16 protein-coding genes and 1 tRNA gene are annotated in these 14,066 nt (G+C 72.1%); 7 read left to right on the top strand and 10 right to left on the bottom strand.

Annotated features, from left to right (window positions below; all coding sequences use genetic code 11):
- Window positions 1-120: 120 nt before the first annotated feature.
- Together CNX65_RS31850 and CNX65_RS31845 are read left to right on the top strand one after the other, a co-directional pair.
- Window positions 121-915 (top strand): inositol monophosphatase family protein, encoded by a 795-nt coding sequence (locus tag CNX65_RS31850; protein ID WP_096497047.1) that lies wholly within the window; start codon window positions 121-123, stop codon window positions 913-915.
- A gap of 560 nt (window positions 916-1,475) precedes the next feature.
- On the top strand, window positions 1,476-2,195 hold the full coding sequence (locus CNX65_RS31845; RefSeq protein WP_096497046.1) for a TetR/AcrR family transcriptional regulator: 720 nt from the start codon (window positions 1,476-1,478) through the stop codon (window positions 2,193-2,195).
- On the opposite strand, the gene CNX65_RS31840 is transcribed toward CNX65_RS31845, so the two are convergent.
- The 8 genes from CNX65_RS31840 to CNX65_RS31805 all read right to left on the bottom strand — a co-directional run bounded on the left by CNX65_RS31840 (window position 2,192) and on the right by CNX65_RS31805 (window position 9,329).
- Entirely contained in the window at window positions 2,192-2,383 is a 192-nt protein-coding gene (locus tag CNX65_RS31840; protein ID WP_096497045.1) for a DUF1918 domain-containing protein, read from the bottom strand. The two genes, CNX65_RS31845 and CNX65_RS31840, sit on opposite strands and share 4 nt — an antisense overlap.
- Window positions 2,384-2,477: 94 nt before the next feature.
- Window positions 2,478-2,873 (bottom strand): bacteriophage spanin2 family protein, encoded by a 396-nt coding sequence (locus CNX65_RS31835; RefSeq protein ID WP_096497044.1) that lies wholly within the window; start codon window positions 2,871-2,873, stop codon window positions 2,478-2,480.
- 39 nt (window positions 2,874-2,912) lie between these two features.
- Complete coding sequence (locus CNX65_RS31830; RefSeq protein WP_096497043.1) at window positions 2,913-3,866, bottom strand: ABC transporter ATP-binding protein; 954 nt, start codon at window positions 3,864-3,866, stop codon at window positions 2,913-2,915.
- The gene (locus CNX65_RS31825; protein ID WP_096497042.1) at window positions 3,863-4,660 is read right to left on the bottom strand and encodes an ABC transporter permease; all 798 of its coding nucleotides are present in this window, start codon (window positions 4,658-4,660) and stop codon (window positions 3,863-3,865) included. The genes CNX65_RS31830 and CNX65_RS31825 overlap by 4 nt, the downstream gene beginning before the upstream one ends.
- The gene (locus tag CNX65_RS31820) at window positions 4,653-5,438 is read right to left on the bottom strand and encodes an ABC transporter permease (protein ID WP_096497041.1); all 786 of its coding nucleotides are present in this window, start codon (window positions 5,436-5,438) and stop codon (window positions 4,653-4,655) included. The genes CNX65_RS31825 and CNX65_RS31820 overlap by 8 nt, the downstream gene beginning before the upstream one ends.
- A 300-nt stretch (window positions 5,439-5,738) precedes the next feature.
- Window positions 5,739-6,170, bottom strand: coding sequence for a hypothetical protein (locus CNX65_RS31815; RefSeq protein ID WP_096497040.1), 432 nt, complete (start codon window positions 6,168-6,170; stop codon window positions 5,739-5,741).
- 273 nt (window positions 6,171-6,443) lie between these two features.
- Window positions 6,444-8,177 carry a serine/threonine-protein kinase gene (locus CNX65_RS31810; RefSeq protein ID WP_232520085.1) on the bottom strand — a complete coding sequence of 578 codons (1,734 nt, stop codon included), beginning with the start codon at window positions 8,175-8,177 and terminating at the stop codon, window positions 6,444-6,446.
- A gap of 39 nt (window positions 8,178-8,216) precedes the next feature.
- Window positions 8,217-9,329 (bottom strand): J domain-containing protein, encoded by a 1,113-nt coding sequence (locus tag CNX65_RS31805; RefSeq protein ID WP_177154677.1) that lies wholly within the window; start codon window positions 9,327-9,329, stop codon window positions 8,217-8,219.
- A 70-nt stretch (window positions 9,330-9,399) separates the two neighbouring features.
- Between CNX65_RS31805 and CNX65_RS31800 the strand changes: the two genes are divergently transcribed.
- Window positions 9,400-9,472, top strand: a tRNA-OTHER gene (locus CNX65_RS31800).
- 216 nt (window positions 9,473-9,688) lie between these two features.
- Here the strand turns inward: CNX65_RS31800 and CNX65_RS31795 are convergent.
- Together CNX65_RS31795 and CNX65_RS31790 are read right to left on the bottom strand one after the other, a co-directional pair.
- Window positions 9,689-10,168, bottom strand: coding sequence for a hypothetical protein (locus tag CNX65_RS31795; RefSeq protein ID WP_096497037.1), 480 nt, complete (start codon window positions 10,166-10,168; stop codon window positions 9,689-9,691).
- A gap of 101 nt (window positions 10,169-10,269) precedes the next feature.
- Complete coding sequence (locus CNX65_RS31790; protein ID WP_096497036.1) at window positions 10,270-11,076, bottom strand: metal-dependent hydrolase; 807 nt, start codon at window positions 11,074-11,076, stop codon at window positions 10,270-10,272.
- A gap of 139 nt (window positions 11,077-11,215) precedes the next feature.
- On the opposite strand from CNX65_RS31790, the gene CNX65_RS31785 reads away from it, so the two are divergent.
- From CNX65_RS31785 to CNX65_RS31770, 4 genes are all read left to right on the top strand, one after another.
- Window positions 11,216-12,436 (top strand): NADP-dependent isocitrate dehydrogenase, encoded by a 1,221-nt coding sequence (locus CNX65_RS31785; RefSeq protein WP_096497035.1) that lies wholly within the window; start codon window positions 11,216-11,218, stop codon window positions 12,434-12,436.
- Between the two features lie 204 nt (window positions 12,437-12,640).
- Complete coding sequence (locus CNX65_RS31780) at window positions 12,641-12,967, top strand: hypothetical protein (RefSeq protein ID WP_096497034.1); 327 nt, start codon at window positions 12,641-12,643, stop codon at window positions 12,965-12,967.
- Between the two features lie 55 nt (window positions 12,968-13,022).
- Entirely contained in the window at window positions 13,023-13,238 is a 216-nt protein-coding gene (locus CNX65_RS31775; protein WP_096497033.1) for a hypothetical protein, read from the top strand.
- 9 nt (window positions 13,239-13,247) lie between these two features.
- The gene (locus CNX65_RS31770) at window positions 13,248-14,042 is read left to right on the top strand and encodes an exodeoxyribonuclease III (protein ID WP_096497032.1); all 795 of its coding nucleotides are present in this window, start codon (window positions 13,248-13,250) and stop codon (window positions 14,040-14,042) included.
- The last annotated feature ends 24 nt before the right edge of the window (window positions 14,043-14,066 follow it).

Here is a 14,066-nt window from a genome sequence, read left to right as displayed (position 1 = left end):
TGGGCCGGTGAGCTGGCTGGTCCGCTGAGCCGCTGGTGGGAGCGCGGTGAATCACGGGGAGGGGTCGCTTGTGGCGGCCCCTCCCCGTGGCATGTTGGGGGTGTGACGACTCCTTGGCCTGTGCCTGAAGCCCAGATCCCTGTTGGTACCCATCCCGCGCTGGCGGCGACCGCGCGGGCCGCTGCGCGCGCCTACGGCGGAGCCAGGGGGCGGTACACCCGGTTGGAGTTGCGGGAGGAGGTCGCGCTCGGGGCGGATGGGACTCCGACGATGCGGGTGGACCGGATCGTGGAGGACGCGATCCTGGAGGCTTGCGCCGAGGTCGGGGTGAACCTGCTGTCCGAGGAGGCCGGGTTCGTCGACAACGGGTCCGCGGCGACGTTGTGCATCGACCCGGTGGACGGGTCGGCCAACGCGGCGCTGGGGGTGCCGCTGTCGTGCTACGCGGGCGCGCTGGTGCTGGACTCGGAGCCGGTTGAGGCGTTGACGGTGTGGTTCGACACCGGGCGGGCCTGGGGGGCTCGGGTGGGGGAGGCCGCGGCGTTCCGGACCACCGGGCGGACGTCGTTGGACGGGGCCTCGGTGTGCTTGCTGCGGCCCAAGCGCGGGACTGAGGAAGCCTGGATGCGGGTTGCGAACCGGGCTGATCGGATTCGGGTTTTGTGCACGACCTGTTTGGAGACCGCGTTCGTGGCGGAGGGGTCGGTGGACGCGTTCGCTGATCCGGGGTCGGATACGCATCGGTTGATGGATTTGATCGCGGCGTTGGTCACGGTGCCTGCGGCGGGTGGGGTTTTGTTGGACCTGCGGGGGCGGCCGTTGGAGTTCGACTTGGATTTGTCGCGGAGGTGGTCGGGGATCGCGGCTGCAACACCTGAGCTGGGGGATGAGCTGATCAGCGCGATTCTTGGGTGAGGGAGTGGGGGAGGGGAGTGGGGGAGGGGGAATTTAAGTCAAGAGCTGAAGGTCAAGAGCTTAAGAGCACGCCTCGCCGGCGGGGCAGACCTCCAAAAAAGAGGGGACACGGGCTCTGCCGGCCGGTGACGCTTCCGCAGGTGGTCCCGTTTACCACTGCGGTGGGCGGGGTCCCTCTTCTCCGTTTGGCCTCCTTTCAGGCAAGCACGCTCGTCAAGACGCCGTTGGGCACCCCGGTCTGCCGCAGAGTGCGGCGGCATCTTGACGAGCGTGCTCGGGCTTCGCCAGGCCAAACGGAGAAGAGGGACGCGGGATGGCTGGCTGCGGGCTCGCTGCGCTCGCCCCGCAGCCCGCGAAGCGGTCGGTTTGCAGCCCGCGAGGCGGTCGGTTTGCAGCCTGCGAGGCGGTCGGTTTGCGGGCTGCGAGGCGGTCGGTTTGCGGGCTGCGAGTGCGGTTGGCTTGCGGGTTGCGAGGCTGCTGGGGGTGGGGTGCGGTGGTTGGGTGGGCTGCTGTGGAACGAGGGCTTGGGTGGCCCGTCAGGTGGAAGGTGGTGATGCCCCGTGGTGCAGGCCCGTCGTGAGCGTTATCGCGCCGAGACGCGGGAAGAGGCCAAGCGGATCGCGTTGGAGCAGCTTGCCGCGTTGGGCGTCGAGGGGGTGTCGGTCAACGCCATCGCCAAGCGGATGGGGATCACGGGGCCTGCGCTTTACCGGTACTTCAGCAGTCGTGAGGAATTGCTGACGGACCTCATCCGGGACGCGTACGCGGATGTTGCCGCGCTTGCGGACGCTGCGGTCGCCGCCACCGCCGAGTTGGGCGGTGCGGCGCGGTTTCGGCACTTCGCGGGGGAGTTGCGGAAGTGGGCGTTGGCGCAGCCGCACCGGTACCTGCTGCTGTACGGGACGCCGGTTCCGGGGTACCGGGCGCCTGAGGACACGGTGGTCACCGCGCACCGGGCCATGAGCGCGTTCCTGCTGGTTTTCCGGCAGGTGCACGGTGAGCGGAGCGTGAAAAACGTGGGGGGTGCGACCGTCGACCGGGTGCGGGCCGATGGGGTGAGCGGGGCTGGGGAGGCCGAATTGGACGTCCAGCTGGCGAGCTGGGTCGCGGCTCGGGGGGGAGGGGAGATGCCCCCTTCCGTGCCGTTGACCGCGTTGCGGGCCTGGACCCGGCTGCACGGGGTGCTCAGCCTGGAGGTCTCCGGGCAGTTCGGGTTGATGGGGTTCGACCCGGCCCTGCTGTACGGGGCCGAGGTCGAGTCGCTGGTCTCCGGCGGCTAGTCGCCGGGCCTGGGGCGGACCAGGCAGTCCGGGCCGGGGTAGACCAGGCCCTCGTGGCCGTCGTCGAAGCGGACCAGGTAGGGCGGGGTCCCCTCGGGACCCCGCACCTCCACGATCTCGCCGATCCGCTCCTGGATACCGACCACGTGCCCCTGGACCTGAAGTTCGTCGCCCACTGTCGCGTGCATCCGCCCACCTCCGGCGCGATCCGATCGGACAGCTCCCGAAAGTACCGCCAAGTGCAAGATCGTGCTGGTCAGGGGCGCGCGGGCGGACGTGCGGTCACGCGCAGGCGGACGTCAGCCTGGCCACCCGGTCCAGCTTCTCCTGCGACCACTCGGCGATCGACGACGGGCTCAGGTCCTCCAGGGTGACCTGGTCCATGGTCGTGGAGACGCCCTCGATGGCCTCGCGCAGCGTGGTGTCGGCGGACTTGTCGGCCAGCGCCCCCAGCTCCTCGGCCTTCTTCTGCGTCTCCTCCAGCGCCCTCTGCGGGTCGGTCGCGTCCGGGGTGAACCCGGCCAGCGCCAGCGCCTCGGTGCACAGCGACACCTTGTCCAGCGCCTGGCTCGCGTCGTTCACGGCCTCGTTGGCCTGCTGCACGCTCTCGCAGGCCGACAGCGACCCGACCACGCCGAGCGCCAGCAGGAACGTCACGGCGGTGCGTCGTGCGCGCATGGTGGTACCCCGTCTCCGGCTCGTCCGTTTCGTCCGACTCTACCGGCGCGCGTAGAGCCGCCGGACCACTTCTCCGATCTCCGGCTCCTCCACGACCAGGTCGAGCACCTCGGCGCGGGTCGCGACCTCGGCGATCAGCGCCGCCGCCGTGGTGTCGGCGCGCCGGAACGCCAGCCGCTGCCGCAGCCCGCCCTGCTCGACCGACACCGACGCCACGCCGGGCAGCCCGGCCAGGTCGGCGGGCGCGGCGAGCTCCACGACCAGCACCCGCTCCGGGCTGACCTCGTGCCGCAGGTACTTCAGCGGGCCGTCGGCGAGCACCGTGCCCCGGTCGATCACGACCAGGCGGTGGCACAGGCGCTCTATGTCGTCCAGGTCGTGCGTGGTCAGCAGGAGCGTCGTGCCGCGCTTGGCGTTCAGCTCGGCCAGGAACTCGCGCAGCCGCTCCTTCGATTCCAGGTCCAGCCCGATCGTCGGCTCGTCCAGCACCAGCAGCTCCGGGTCGTGCAGCAGCGCGGCGGTGATCTCGCCGCGCATCCGCTGCCCGAGCGAGAGCTGCCGCACCGGCGTGTCCAGGAACGGGCCGAGGTCCAGCAGGTCGGCGCACTCGGCCAGCCTGCGCGCGTAGCTGCGCGCGTCCACCCGGTAGATGGCGCGCAGCAGCTCGAAGCTGTCCACGAGGGGCAGGTCCCACCACAGCTGGGTGCGCTGGCCGAACACCACGCCCAGCCGCCTGGCCACCTCGCGCCTGCTCCTGGTCGGGTCCAGGCCGGACACCAGCACCCGGCCGGACGTCGGCACCAGGATGCCGGTGATCATCTTGATGGTGGTGGACTTGCCCGCCCCGTTGGGCCCGACGTAGCCGACGGCCTCGCCCTCGGCGATGTCGAAGCTGACCCCGGCGACGGCGGTGACGACCCGCCGCTCCCGCCGGAACCGGCCGATCTTGCGGGAGAGCGTGAACTCCCGGCACAGCTCGCGCGCCTCGATCATGATCCTGTCCCCCGGTAGTGGCGGACCGCGAAGCGCCACACCAGCCCGGCTGCGCTGGCGCTCGCGACCGCGATCAGCGGTGAGATCCAGCCGAGCCAACCGGGACCGCCCAGCGGGTCGGGGCGGCCCAGCAGCGCCAGGGCCGGGTAGTACGCGATGAACGCGAACGGCAGCGCGAACGCCATCACCCTGCGCAGCGCGAGGCCGTAGATGGTGATCGGGTAGGCGGCGAACGCGTTGCCGCCGTGCGTGACGGTGTTCGCGACCTCCTGGCCCTCGACGAACCAGAACGACACGGCGCTCGCCGCGACCCACACCGAACCGAAGATCACCGCGCCGCACAGCGGGGTGGTGACGGCCAGCAGCAGGAGCCACGGCGTCCAGTCGATGTCGTTGTGCAGCAGCGCGTACACCGTCACCCCCACGCCGCTCGCGACCCGGCCGAGCCTGCGCAGCCGGATGTCGGACACCATCAGCTGCGGCAGCGTGCCCAGCGGTCTGGTGAGCAGCGCGTCGAACGTGCCGTCCCGCAGGTAGACCGGCAGCTCGTCGAGCTGGCCCGCGGTCAGGTCGGCGATGCCGAAGGCGGTGCTGGACAGGGCGTAGACCAGCAGCACCTCGTGCACGCTGAACCCGCCGAGGTCGGTGATCCTGGTGAACAGCACCAGGATCACGACCAGCTCGACCAGCTGCCCGCCCGCCTGGGCGACGCACTCCAGCGCGAACGAGACCCGGTAGGACATCTGCCCGCGCAGCCGGGCGCCCACGAGCCTCGGGTAGATCGGCTCAGCCACCCTGCACCACCACCCGGTGCACGGCGGTGCGCAGCACCAGGTGGCCCAGCGCGCTCGTGCCGATCGCGGACACGACCTGGTGGCTCAGCAGCAGCCACGGCGACCCGACGCCGAGGAACACGTCGACGGGGGCCTGGAGGATCGCCGGGAACGGGGTCGACCACAGCAGGTCCCTGCCCCACTCGGGCAGGAAGGCCAGCGGGACGGCCAGGCCGGACAGCAGCGGGATGACCACGCCGTAGACGCTGAGCAGGCCGCGGTTGTCCAGCAGCCAGAACGCGGTGCAGTTGATCATGAATCGGATGTTGAAGCTCACCACCAGGCCCAGCACCGCGCTGACCCCGAACACCGGCAGGAGTTCCGGGGCGGGCCAGCGGAACGGGAAGAACAGCGCGCCCACCGCGACCGGCGGCAGCAGCCTGGCCAGTGCGGCGTGGCAGGCCCGGCCGACGTCCTGGGCGAACAGCGCCGCCTGCAGGTGCCACGGGCGGTACAGGTCGACCACGATGTTGCCGGTGCGGATCCGGTCGGAGAGCGTGCTGTCGCCCCACAGGACCACGAACGCCATCAGGCCCTGCCCGAGCCACACGTACGTCGTGGTCGCCGTCGTGTCGTAGCCCCCGCCGTGGCCGACAGGGGCGATGGCCGCCGTGAGCACGGCGGTTCTGAGCAGGCCGAACATCACGTTCGCGGCGATTCCCGCGAAGGTCGCTCGCCGGTAGGTGGAGTAGCGGCGGAAACCGGCCAGCGCTAATCGGGCGTAAGCGCGCACCCTCATGACCCTATGCACTCGCCCGCCCCCTTTGGGGTGGAACAGCCGCCGCTTGCTCCGAACCGGGGACGTGATTGGTGGTATCTGTGAAAAGCCTTGCGGGAGACGGGTGATGGTGCCTGTGCGGGCTGGGTGAACCGCCGCGTCACCCGCCGAGGCTAGGGGTGGGTGGTGGCGGGCTGTGAACGTGGGCAGGGGGTGCCCACTGACGGGTGAGACCCGTGCGGGTGAGGCGCTGGTGGGAAGTTGTAGCCCGGCCCCGGTTCGGTCGGGGAGCGCTCCCCGACCGAACCGGGACCGTTGCGCCTACGGCAGCGCGGCCCGCACCTCGACCCAGCGCCGGGCGCGCTCGCGCAGGTCGGCGTCGTCGACCAGCGGGGCCACCGCGTCGAGCACGGCGGTGATGCTCCGGTGCTCGCGCAGCACCTTCACCTCGGACCTCGGCAGCGCGGCCGTCGCCGCCCGCTCGGCCGCCTCCTCGGCGGTCAGCGCGGTCTCCGACAGCACGTCGGCGGCCAGCCGGTCCGGGGTCTCCGCGCCCAGCTCCAGCAGGTGGCCGCGCAGGGTGAAGCGCTCCACCACGGAGGGGGTGCGGCGGTGGCTGTGCCGCTCGGCGCCGTAGGAGGCGGCGAGGCCGACCGCGCCCCAGGCGATCCTGCGGCGGGCGGGCAGCGCGTCGTCGGCGACGTGCTGGAGCGCCACCAGCCTGATCCAGGTCCAGTCGTTCGCGTCGCTCACGGCCGCACCGCCCCTGGGGTGGCGGGCGCGGGGTGTGTGAACGCCCTCGCGGGCGAGCCCGTCGACCCGCCGGGGGCCCCGTCCGCGCGCCAGTCGGTTCGGCGGGCTGTGCGCGGGCGCACCGGACCCGCGGGCGCTCGCCGCGCCGCGTTCCGGTTCTCCCCCCGCGCCGGGCGGGGCAGGACGGTCTTCATGGGCCAAGCCTACGAGAGCGGGCGCAACCCGGTGATCCACCCGGCCCAGCGGGGAGAGGGCCGGGTGGGCCGGTCGCGCTCAGGAGCCGAACGCGCTGGTGGTGACCACGCCACCCTCCTGCCTGCCCGCCAGGCAGTGCACGTAGTTGCGGTCGCCGTCGGACTTGGCGACCGCGGAGATCTCCCAGCCGGTGGTGTCCACGCCCGCGCGGGTGTTGGCCCTCATCGCGGTCGCGGTGCACACGTTCGCGACCTCGGGGGCCTGGAGCAGCTCCTCGGAGGCGACCTGCGGGATCGACCCGGACAGCCAGGTGCCCGCGAACGCCTCCCAGTAGTGCTCGTTCGCGCAGTCGCCGAGCATCCGGGCGGTGGCGGCCGTGCCGCCGATCTGGACCAGTCCGGCGTAGCAGGTCTGCTCGGCGATGCAGTAGCCGCTGTCGCAGGGCTTGGTGCGCGGGGGCGGGAGGTCGTCGGACTCGGAGGAGGTGGAGGACGTCGCCGGGCCGTTCTGGCCGCTGCCGGAGGAGGTGGGCTGCTGGGTGCGCTGGGAGGCGATCAGCCAGGTGGCGCCGGAGACCAGGAGCAGGGCCAGCACGACGCCCAGGACCAGCGGCCAGGCCCGGCGGGGTGGCTGCTGGATGACGACGTACTGCGGTGGGCCGGAGTGCTGCTGGGGGCCGGAGTGCTGACCGGGGTGGGGCGGGCCTGAGTGCGCCTGGGCGGGGTGCGGCAGGCCGCCGCGGGGGAGCGGGGACAGGACCTGGCCGGGTGGGAAGAAGCCCGGTGGGAACGAGCCCTGCGGGCCCTGGTCCTGGGGGAAGCCGCCGGGTGGGGTCGGCTGCGGGTGCGGGGGTGGTGTGCCGTGCGGGGGCGTGCCGGGAGGGGCCTGGGCCGGGCCTGGGGCGCGTGGCCAGGAGAGCTGGGGCGTGCCCTGGCCCGGTGTGGCCCGCGGGGCGTCCTGGGCGGGCTGCGGTGCGCCCGCGGGGGTGGTCGGCGTGGAGAACGGGGAGGGCAGCGGGCCCCGGTCCAGCTCGTCGCGGAACTGGGCCGCGCTGGAGGTGCGGTAGGCCGCGTCCGGTTCCAGGGCGCGCACCAGGGCGGCGTGCAGGTCGTCCGGGCAGCCGGGCACGCGCTCGACCGGGGTGCGCAGCACCTCGCCGAGGTGGTCGAACGACTCGATCGGCCACGGCACCGGTCTCGGCGGCCTGCCCGCCAGCAGGTCGTACAGGGTCGCCGCCAGCGAGTACACGTCGCCCGCCGCCGTGGGCGGCACCATCGCGAACGCCTCCGGCGGCGCGTAGCTGGGGCTCAGCGCGTCCCGCGTCACCGACGACGCGCCGTCGGCGTCCAGCAGCGCGGCCAGGCCGAAGTCGGCGATCTTGGCGGTGCCGTACCGGTCGAGCAGCACGTTGCCGGGCTTGAGGTCGCGGTGCAGCACGCCCTCGCCGTGCGCGGCGGCCAGCGCGTCCGCGAGCTGCACGCCCAGCCTGCGCACCCGGTCGCCGTCCAGCGGGCCGTTCGTGCGCAGCAGGTCGCCGAGCGTGCCGCCGGTGCACAGCTCCATCACCAGGTACGGGGTGCCCTCGGCGGTGAAGTTCGCGTCGTGCACGGACACCACGTGCGGGTGCCCGGACAGGCGCGCGGCGGCGTGCGCCTCCCGCAGGAAGCGCCGCCGGTCGCGCTCGGTCCGCAGGACGCGGTGGTCCACCTTGACCGCGACCTCGCGGTCGAGCTGCACCTGGCGCGCCCGGTACACGGTGGCGAAGCCGCCCTGGCCCAGCGGGGTCATGTCGGTCAGTCCCGGCAACTGCACGGGCGGACTGTAACCCGGAGGTCCGACAACCGCGGTGGGTCAGGCCTCGGTCGACTCGCACACCAGGTCGACGATCGCGCGCAGCGCCTCCCGGTCGACGACGGCGGGGTCCTCGGCTAGCCACGCGCCGACCTCGTCCAGGAACACCTCGGGCGTCATCGGCGGCACCAGCGCCCCGTCGGTCGGGTCGGTGGTGACCTCGCCCGCCCGGCTCGGGTACACCAGCAGCACCGCCCGCACCTCCAGGTGCGGCAGCAGGGCCCGGTACTCGGCGAGCCCGCGCGGCAGCCGCGTGCCGCCGCCCCGGAACAGGTGGCCGTTGCGCCACAGCGACCCGTCGTCCCCGGTCTGGTAGTGGCCGGGCAGCCAGGACTTGGACTCGATCAGCACCAGCCGCCGCCCGCACAGCACGGCGTGGTCGATGTCGACGAACACCGAGTCGGGCCAGGCCAGGCCGTGGAACACGCGGGCGCCGGGCAGCCGGGTCAGGTACTCGGAGAGCAGGTCGGCGGTCAGCCGCTCGCACACCCGCTCGTCGTCCACCTCGCCGCGCACCACCTCGGTGTCGACCTCGGCCGCGAACACCCGGTCCGTGCGGGTCGCGGCCAGGTAGCGGCGCACCAGCCGGAACGCCCAGGCGGCTGCGGCGGCGACCATCGCCAGCCACACCGCGAGGCCCAGCGGGGACAGGTCGAGCGCGAACACCGGGAGGAGCAGGAAGAACCACGCGCACAGCGCGGTGAGGGCGGGCGCGTGGCCCGGCGAGGCGACCGGGGCGTACCGGACGCGCTGCCCGGTGTCGACCAGCCGCCACCAGCCGAGGTCGTCCGGGTCGACGTCGGGCTTCGGAGGTACGAAGTCGGGATCGTCGCCGAACGGGCGGTTCCAGGGCGCCCGTCCCGATCTTGGCGGCCGGGTCGCGGAACCGGACCGGGGCCCGGAGCGCGGGTGCGCCCACCCCCGGTCGTAGGCCCGGCGGCGAGCCGGGTCGCGCAGGGTGTCATATGCCTCCTGCAGCGCTCGGAAGCCCCCTGAAGATCCACCGGCGTCCGGGTGCATGACCTTCGCCAGCGACCGGTAGGCGGACCGGATCTCGGCCGAGGATGCCTCGCGCTCGACGCCCAGAAGCTCGTAGTAGTCCACCCCGCGCACGGGGCAGACCTTATTGCGCCGCGCCGATCCCGTGTCCACAGGACCTTCTCGTGGCTAGGGTGTGCGGTGAGAGCCTGGTAGCGCAGCGGTTGACGCGCCCCGCCCCGGTGGGGAGGACGCCGGTTCGAATCCGGTCCGGCTCGCTGATGTGGCGAAGCGGCATCAGGCGGCTCCACCACTGGAACCCCGCCTGAGTGGGCAACTCCCGTGAACCCCCGGTCACCGCGACCGGGGGTTCGCTGCAACCACCCTTGTCGCCCGGAGCGCCCGTCGGAGTCGCTCCCGCTTCGCGGCACCGGGCGGTTCCCACCGAGAAGACGCCGAGTCCCGAGAGCCCCAGGGGTTCACCGGGCTCCACCTCAGGAGCAGTCCAGCACCAGCCGCCCACCGCTGAACCTCGGCCGCAGGTCCCCCCGCGCCTCGACGCTGCGCACGTCGTGCGGCCGGACCTCCTCGATCGCGCTGAACGCCAGCACGTCCGCCACCCCGTACCGCCCGTGCAGCGCCCGCTGGCCGGGGAACCGCAGCGCGGTCCCCTCCACCCGGTCCCGGTGCGCCAGCGCGGCCCGCAGCGCGCCCGCGACCAGCTCGGACGGCCCGGCGACCCGTTCCACCCCGCCCTCGTGCAGCGCGATCCCGGTCCCGCGCTCCACCAGCGTGGACACCACGTTCCCCGACGGCGCCTTCGGCAGCCGGAACGACAGCGCCCAGTGGGGTCCGACGTCGTGCACGCACACCACCGCCGCCTCATAGAGCAGCGATCCGTGCAGCGCGAGCGCCGCGCTTTCGGCGCTCGTGGGGTCCTCGTGTCCCGCGTTCACCCCGAGCCACGTGGTCATGCGACGCAGATTAGTCCGATCGGGTGACGTTCAGATATCCGACGAATGGCCGAAATTCCCCTTCCGGGCGGGTTCGACCGCCCCGCCCGGATCAGGGGGCGCTAGACCGGCAGCAGGTCGAACGAGCCGAGGAACGGCAGCATCCCGATGTTCTGCAGCGCGGCCAGCGACAGCCACACCGCGCCGACGGTCACGGCGGGTCCGACGATCCGCATCTCCACGGCGCCGCCGGTCTTCATCCGCATGATCTTCGGCGGCGCGATCGGGTACCAGGTCTTGCCCGCGATCGGGATCGGCCACGCCATCGGGCAGCCCTGCTCGGTGATCGCGTCGCCGATGTAGTGCGCCACGCAGCCCACGGCCACCGCGATGCCGAGCGCGGCGGCGTTCGCGGCGGTCTGCGCGGTCCACATCACGCACAGCGCGGTGATGCCCGCCGACACCACGGTGATCAGCAGCGCGTCGTGCTTGTTCGACCAGTCCTTCATGATCCCGCGCACCGCCAGGCCCGCGAACGCGAACATCAGCAGCGGCAGCGCCCACTTCTGCGACTGCTGCACCACCGCCGTCGTGCCGAGCGCGCACAGCAGCGCGAACACGAACGTGTGGGTCAGCGCCCGGTGCCCGCCCTCGCGGTTGGAGTCCCGCTTGGTCCTGGTCAGCTTGTAGACCCAGCTGCTGACGGTGTTCAGCGCCCCGGACAGGCCCTGGCTGATCGGCCCGAACGCGCGGGCGATGGTGGACGACGGGTGGTCGATGTCGGGCATCAGCGCCGCGCCCGTGGCGAGCACCGCGCCGACCGTCCAGCTCTGCGGCGAGAGCTGTCCGATGGGATGGTTCTCGGCGAGCGCGGTCACCGCCGCCCAAGCCAGCAGACCGCTCATGGCGTGCGTGGGTCCGGTCGACATGGTGCCCCCTCCAAGATCGTGACTGGAGGTTAAGGCATTGTGATGCCCGATCCCTTTTTCACCCGTGAGTGGCGCACGCAGCATGACATAGCAGTACGCTTGTCCTGCTTGCATTGCCGCGAGAGGAGCGCACCCGAGTATGGGCAAGATCAAGGTTCAGGGGACTGTCGTCGAGCTCGACGGCGACGAGATGACCAGGATCATCTGGCAGTTCATCAAGGACAAGCTGGTCCACCCGTACCTGGACGTCAACCTCGAGTACTACGACCTGGGCATCGAGCACCGGGACGCCACCGACGACCAGGTCACCATCGACGCGGCCAACGCGATCAAGAAGCACAACGTGGGCGTGAAGTGCGCCACCATCACGCCGGACGAGGCGCGGGTGGAGGAGTTCGGTCTCAAGAAGATGTGGGTCTCGCCCAACGGCACGATCCGCAACATCCTCGGCGGCGTCGTCTTCCGCGAGCCGATCATCATCTCGAACATCCCCCGGCTCGTCCCCGGCTGGACCAAGCCGATCATCATCGGCCGCCACGCCCACGGCGACCAGTACAAGGCCACGAACTTCAAGGTCCCCGGCGCGGGCAAGCTGACCGTGACCTTCACGCCCGAGGACGGCTCCGCGCCGATCGAGCACGTCGTCGCCAACTACGGCGCCGACGGCGGCGTGGCCATGGGCATGTACAACTTCAACAAGTCCATCGAGGACTTCGCGCGGGCCTCGTTCTCGTACGGCCTGCAGCGGAACTACCCGGTGTACATGTCGACCAAGAACACCATCCTCAAGGCGTACGACGGCGCCTTCAAGGACATCTTCCAGCAGGTGTTCGAGGCCGAGTTCAAGGCCGAGTTCGACGCCAAGGGGCTCACCTACGAGCACCGCCTCATCGACGACATGGTCGCCGCGGCCATGAAGTGGGAGGGCGGCTACGTCTGGGCGTGCAAGAACTACGACGGCGACGTGCAGTCCGACACGGTCGCGCAGGGCTTCGGGTCGCTCGGCCTGATGACCTCCGTGCTGATGACCCCGGACGGCAAGACCGTCGAGGCCGAGGCCGCGCACGGCACCGTCACCCGGCACTTCCGCCAGCACCAGGCGGGCAAGCCGACCTCCACCAACCCGATCGCGTCGATCTTCGCCTGGACCGGTGGCCTCAAGCACCGCGGCAAGCTCGACGGGACCCCCGAGGTCACCGGGTTCGCGGAGACGCTGGAGAAGGTCATCGTCGAGACCGTCGAGAGCGGCAAGATGACGAAGGACCTCGCGCTGCTGGTCAGCCGTGACCAGGAGTGGCAGACCACGGAGGACTTCCTCGCCACGCTGGACGAGAACCTCCAGAAGAAGATGGCGGGCTGAGGCCGCACGTCTTCTCGGCGGGCCCGGTCGCTTCGGCGGCCGGGCCCGTTGGGTTCTCCGGGGCCCTTCCCGGCTCGCGGGCCGGTTCCGGTCACGCAGGGTCGTCGGGGTACGCCCGTCCGATGGGCGTGGTGGGTGGTTCGGGCGCCGGGGAGTTCCGCGCCGGGGGTGGGTTGGCTATACCCCAGGTCGAGGAGGTGTCCCATGCCCATGCGCGTGGATGCGCCGTTCCGCGGGTTGCGCGGGCTGGTCGTGCTCGGGGTCGTCGGGGTCGCGGTGGCGATGTACGCGATCAGTGGCGGGCAGCGGTTCGGGTCGGGGGCGCCCGACCCGTGCCGGGTCGAGGTGGCCGTCGAGGTGCTGGAGGTGCGCGGCGGGCCGGACACGGCGCTGCCGGTGCTGTCGACCGCGCCGAGGGGGGCGGTGCTGGACGCGCAGCGGGTCGTGCAGAACGGGTTCCGGCTGCTGGCCGACGACCGGTGGGTGGCGCAGGAGGGCGTGGCCACGGCCGCGGGGGCGGACTGCGGGTGAGGCGGGCCGCGGGTTGCGCGGGCGGGCCGGGCGTCCGGTGTGCTCTGATTGTCCGGTGTTCCTGAGCTGGCGGCGCGGCAAGCGCGACGAGATCATCACCTGCTCGTGCGAGCCGGACTGGCCCGAGCTGGTCTCCGACCTCGACGGGCACCCGGTGCGCGGGCTGCCGTCCCCGGACGGGTCGAGCCCGATGGTGATGATGCTGGGGCTTGTGGCGAAGTGCGCCCGGTGCGGCGCGCGCTACCCCCACGGGTGGGTCGTGGCTGACTAGGCTGGGCCGGTGCTGACCGTCTCCACCGTCAACGTCAACGGCCTGCGCGCCGCCGCCAAGAAGGGCTACCTGGAGTGGCTCGCCGCCACCGGGGCCGATGTGGTGTGCCTCCAGGAGGTGCGGGCCGAACCGGGGCAGCTGGCCGACGAGGTGCGCGACCCCGAGGGGTGGCACTCGGCGCACGCGCACTCGGCGGTCAAGGGCCGCAGCGGCGTCGCGGTGCTGACCCGCGAGCAGCCGACCGCGGTGCGGGTCGGGTTCGGGGTCGAGGAGTTCGCGCACTCGGGGCGGTACGTGGAGGTCGAGCTGACCGGGCTGGTGGTCGGGTCGCTGTACCTGCCCAGCGGGGAGGTCGGCACCGAGCGGCAGGACGAGAAGGACCGGTTCATGGCGGCGTTCCTGCCCTACCTGGTCGAGCTGCGGGAGAAGGCGGCGGCCGACGGGCGGGAGGTGCTGGTGTGCGGGGACTGGAACATCGCGCACCGGCAGGCGGACCTGAAGTCGTGGAAGGCGAACCAGAAGTCGGCGGGGTTCCTGCCGTACGAGCGGGAGTGGCTGGGGTCGGTGTTCGAGAGCGGCTACGCGGACGTGGTGCGGGCGCTGCACCCGGACGTGGAGGGGCCGTACTCGTGGTGGTCGTACCGGGGGAAGGCGTTCGACAACGACTCCGGGTGGCGCATCGACTACCAGGTGGCGACCGAGGGGCTGGCGGCTCGGGCCGAGACGGCCGTGGTGGAGCGGGCCGCGACCTACGCGGAGCGGTGGTCGGACCACGCGCCGGTGACGGTGGAGTACCGGGACTGAGCCGGGCGGATCGGGCACAATCGC

The organism is Actinosynnema pretiosum (genome assembly GCF_002354875.1).
In the GTDB taxonomy this organism is placed as follows: Bacteria; Actinomycetota; Actinomycetes; order Mycobacteriales; family Pseudonocardiaceae; genus Actinosynnema; species Actinosynnema auranticum.
The sequence above is the reverse complement of the archived record's forward strand: the minus strand, read 5'-3'. Positions and strand labels throughout refer to the sequence as shown.

Excerpts from the sequence above, each read along its gene's own strand:
- CNX65_RS31835 (WP_096497044.1), bottom strand. The coding sequence starts at position 2,873 with ATGCGCGCACGACGCACCGCCGTGACGTTCCTGCTGGCGCTCGGCGTG.
- CNX65_RS31820 (WP_096497041.1), bottom strand. The coding sequence starts at position 5,438 with ATGAGGGTGCGCGCTTACGCCCGATTAGCGCTGGCCGGTTTCCGCCGC.
- CNX65_RS31830 (WP_096497043.1), bottom strand. The coding sequence starts at position 3,866 with ATGATCGAGGCGCGCGAGCTGTGCCGGGAGTTCACGCTCTCCCGCAAG.
- CNX65_RS31790 (WP_096497036.1), bottom strand. The coding sequence starts at position 11,076 with ATGTCGACCGGACCCACGCACGCCATGAGCGGTCTGCTGGCTTGGGCG.
- CNX65_RS31785 (WP_096497035.1), top strand. The coding sequence starts at position 11,216 with ATGGGCAAGATCAAGGTTCAGGGGACTGTCGTCGAGCTCGACGGCGAC.
- CNX65_RS31840 (WP_096497045.1), bottom strand. The coding sequence starts at position 2,383 with ATGCACGCGACAGTGGGCGACGAACTTCAGGTCCAGGGGCACGTGGTC.
- CNX65_RS31780 (WP_096497034.1), top strand. The coding sequence starts at position 12,641 with ATGCCCATGCGCGTGGATGCGCCGTTCCGCGGGTTGCGCGGGCTGGTC.
- CNX65_RS31795 (WP_096497037.1), bottom strand. The coding sequence starts at position 10,168 with ATGACCACGTGGCTCGGGGTGAACGCGGGACACGAGGACCCCACGAGC.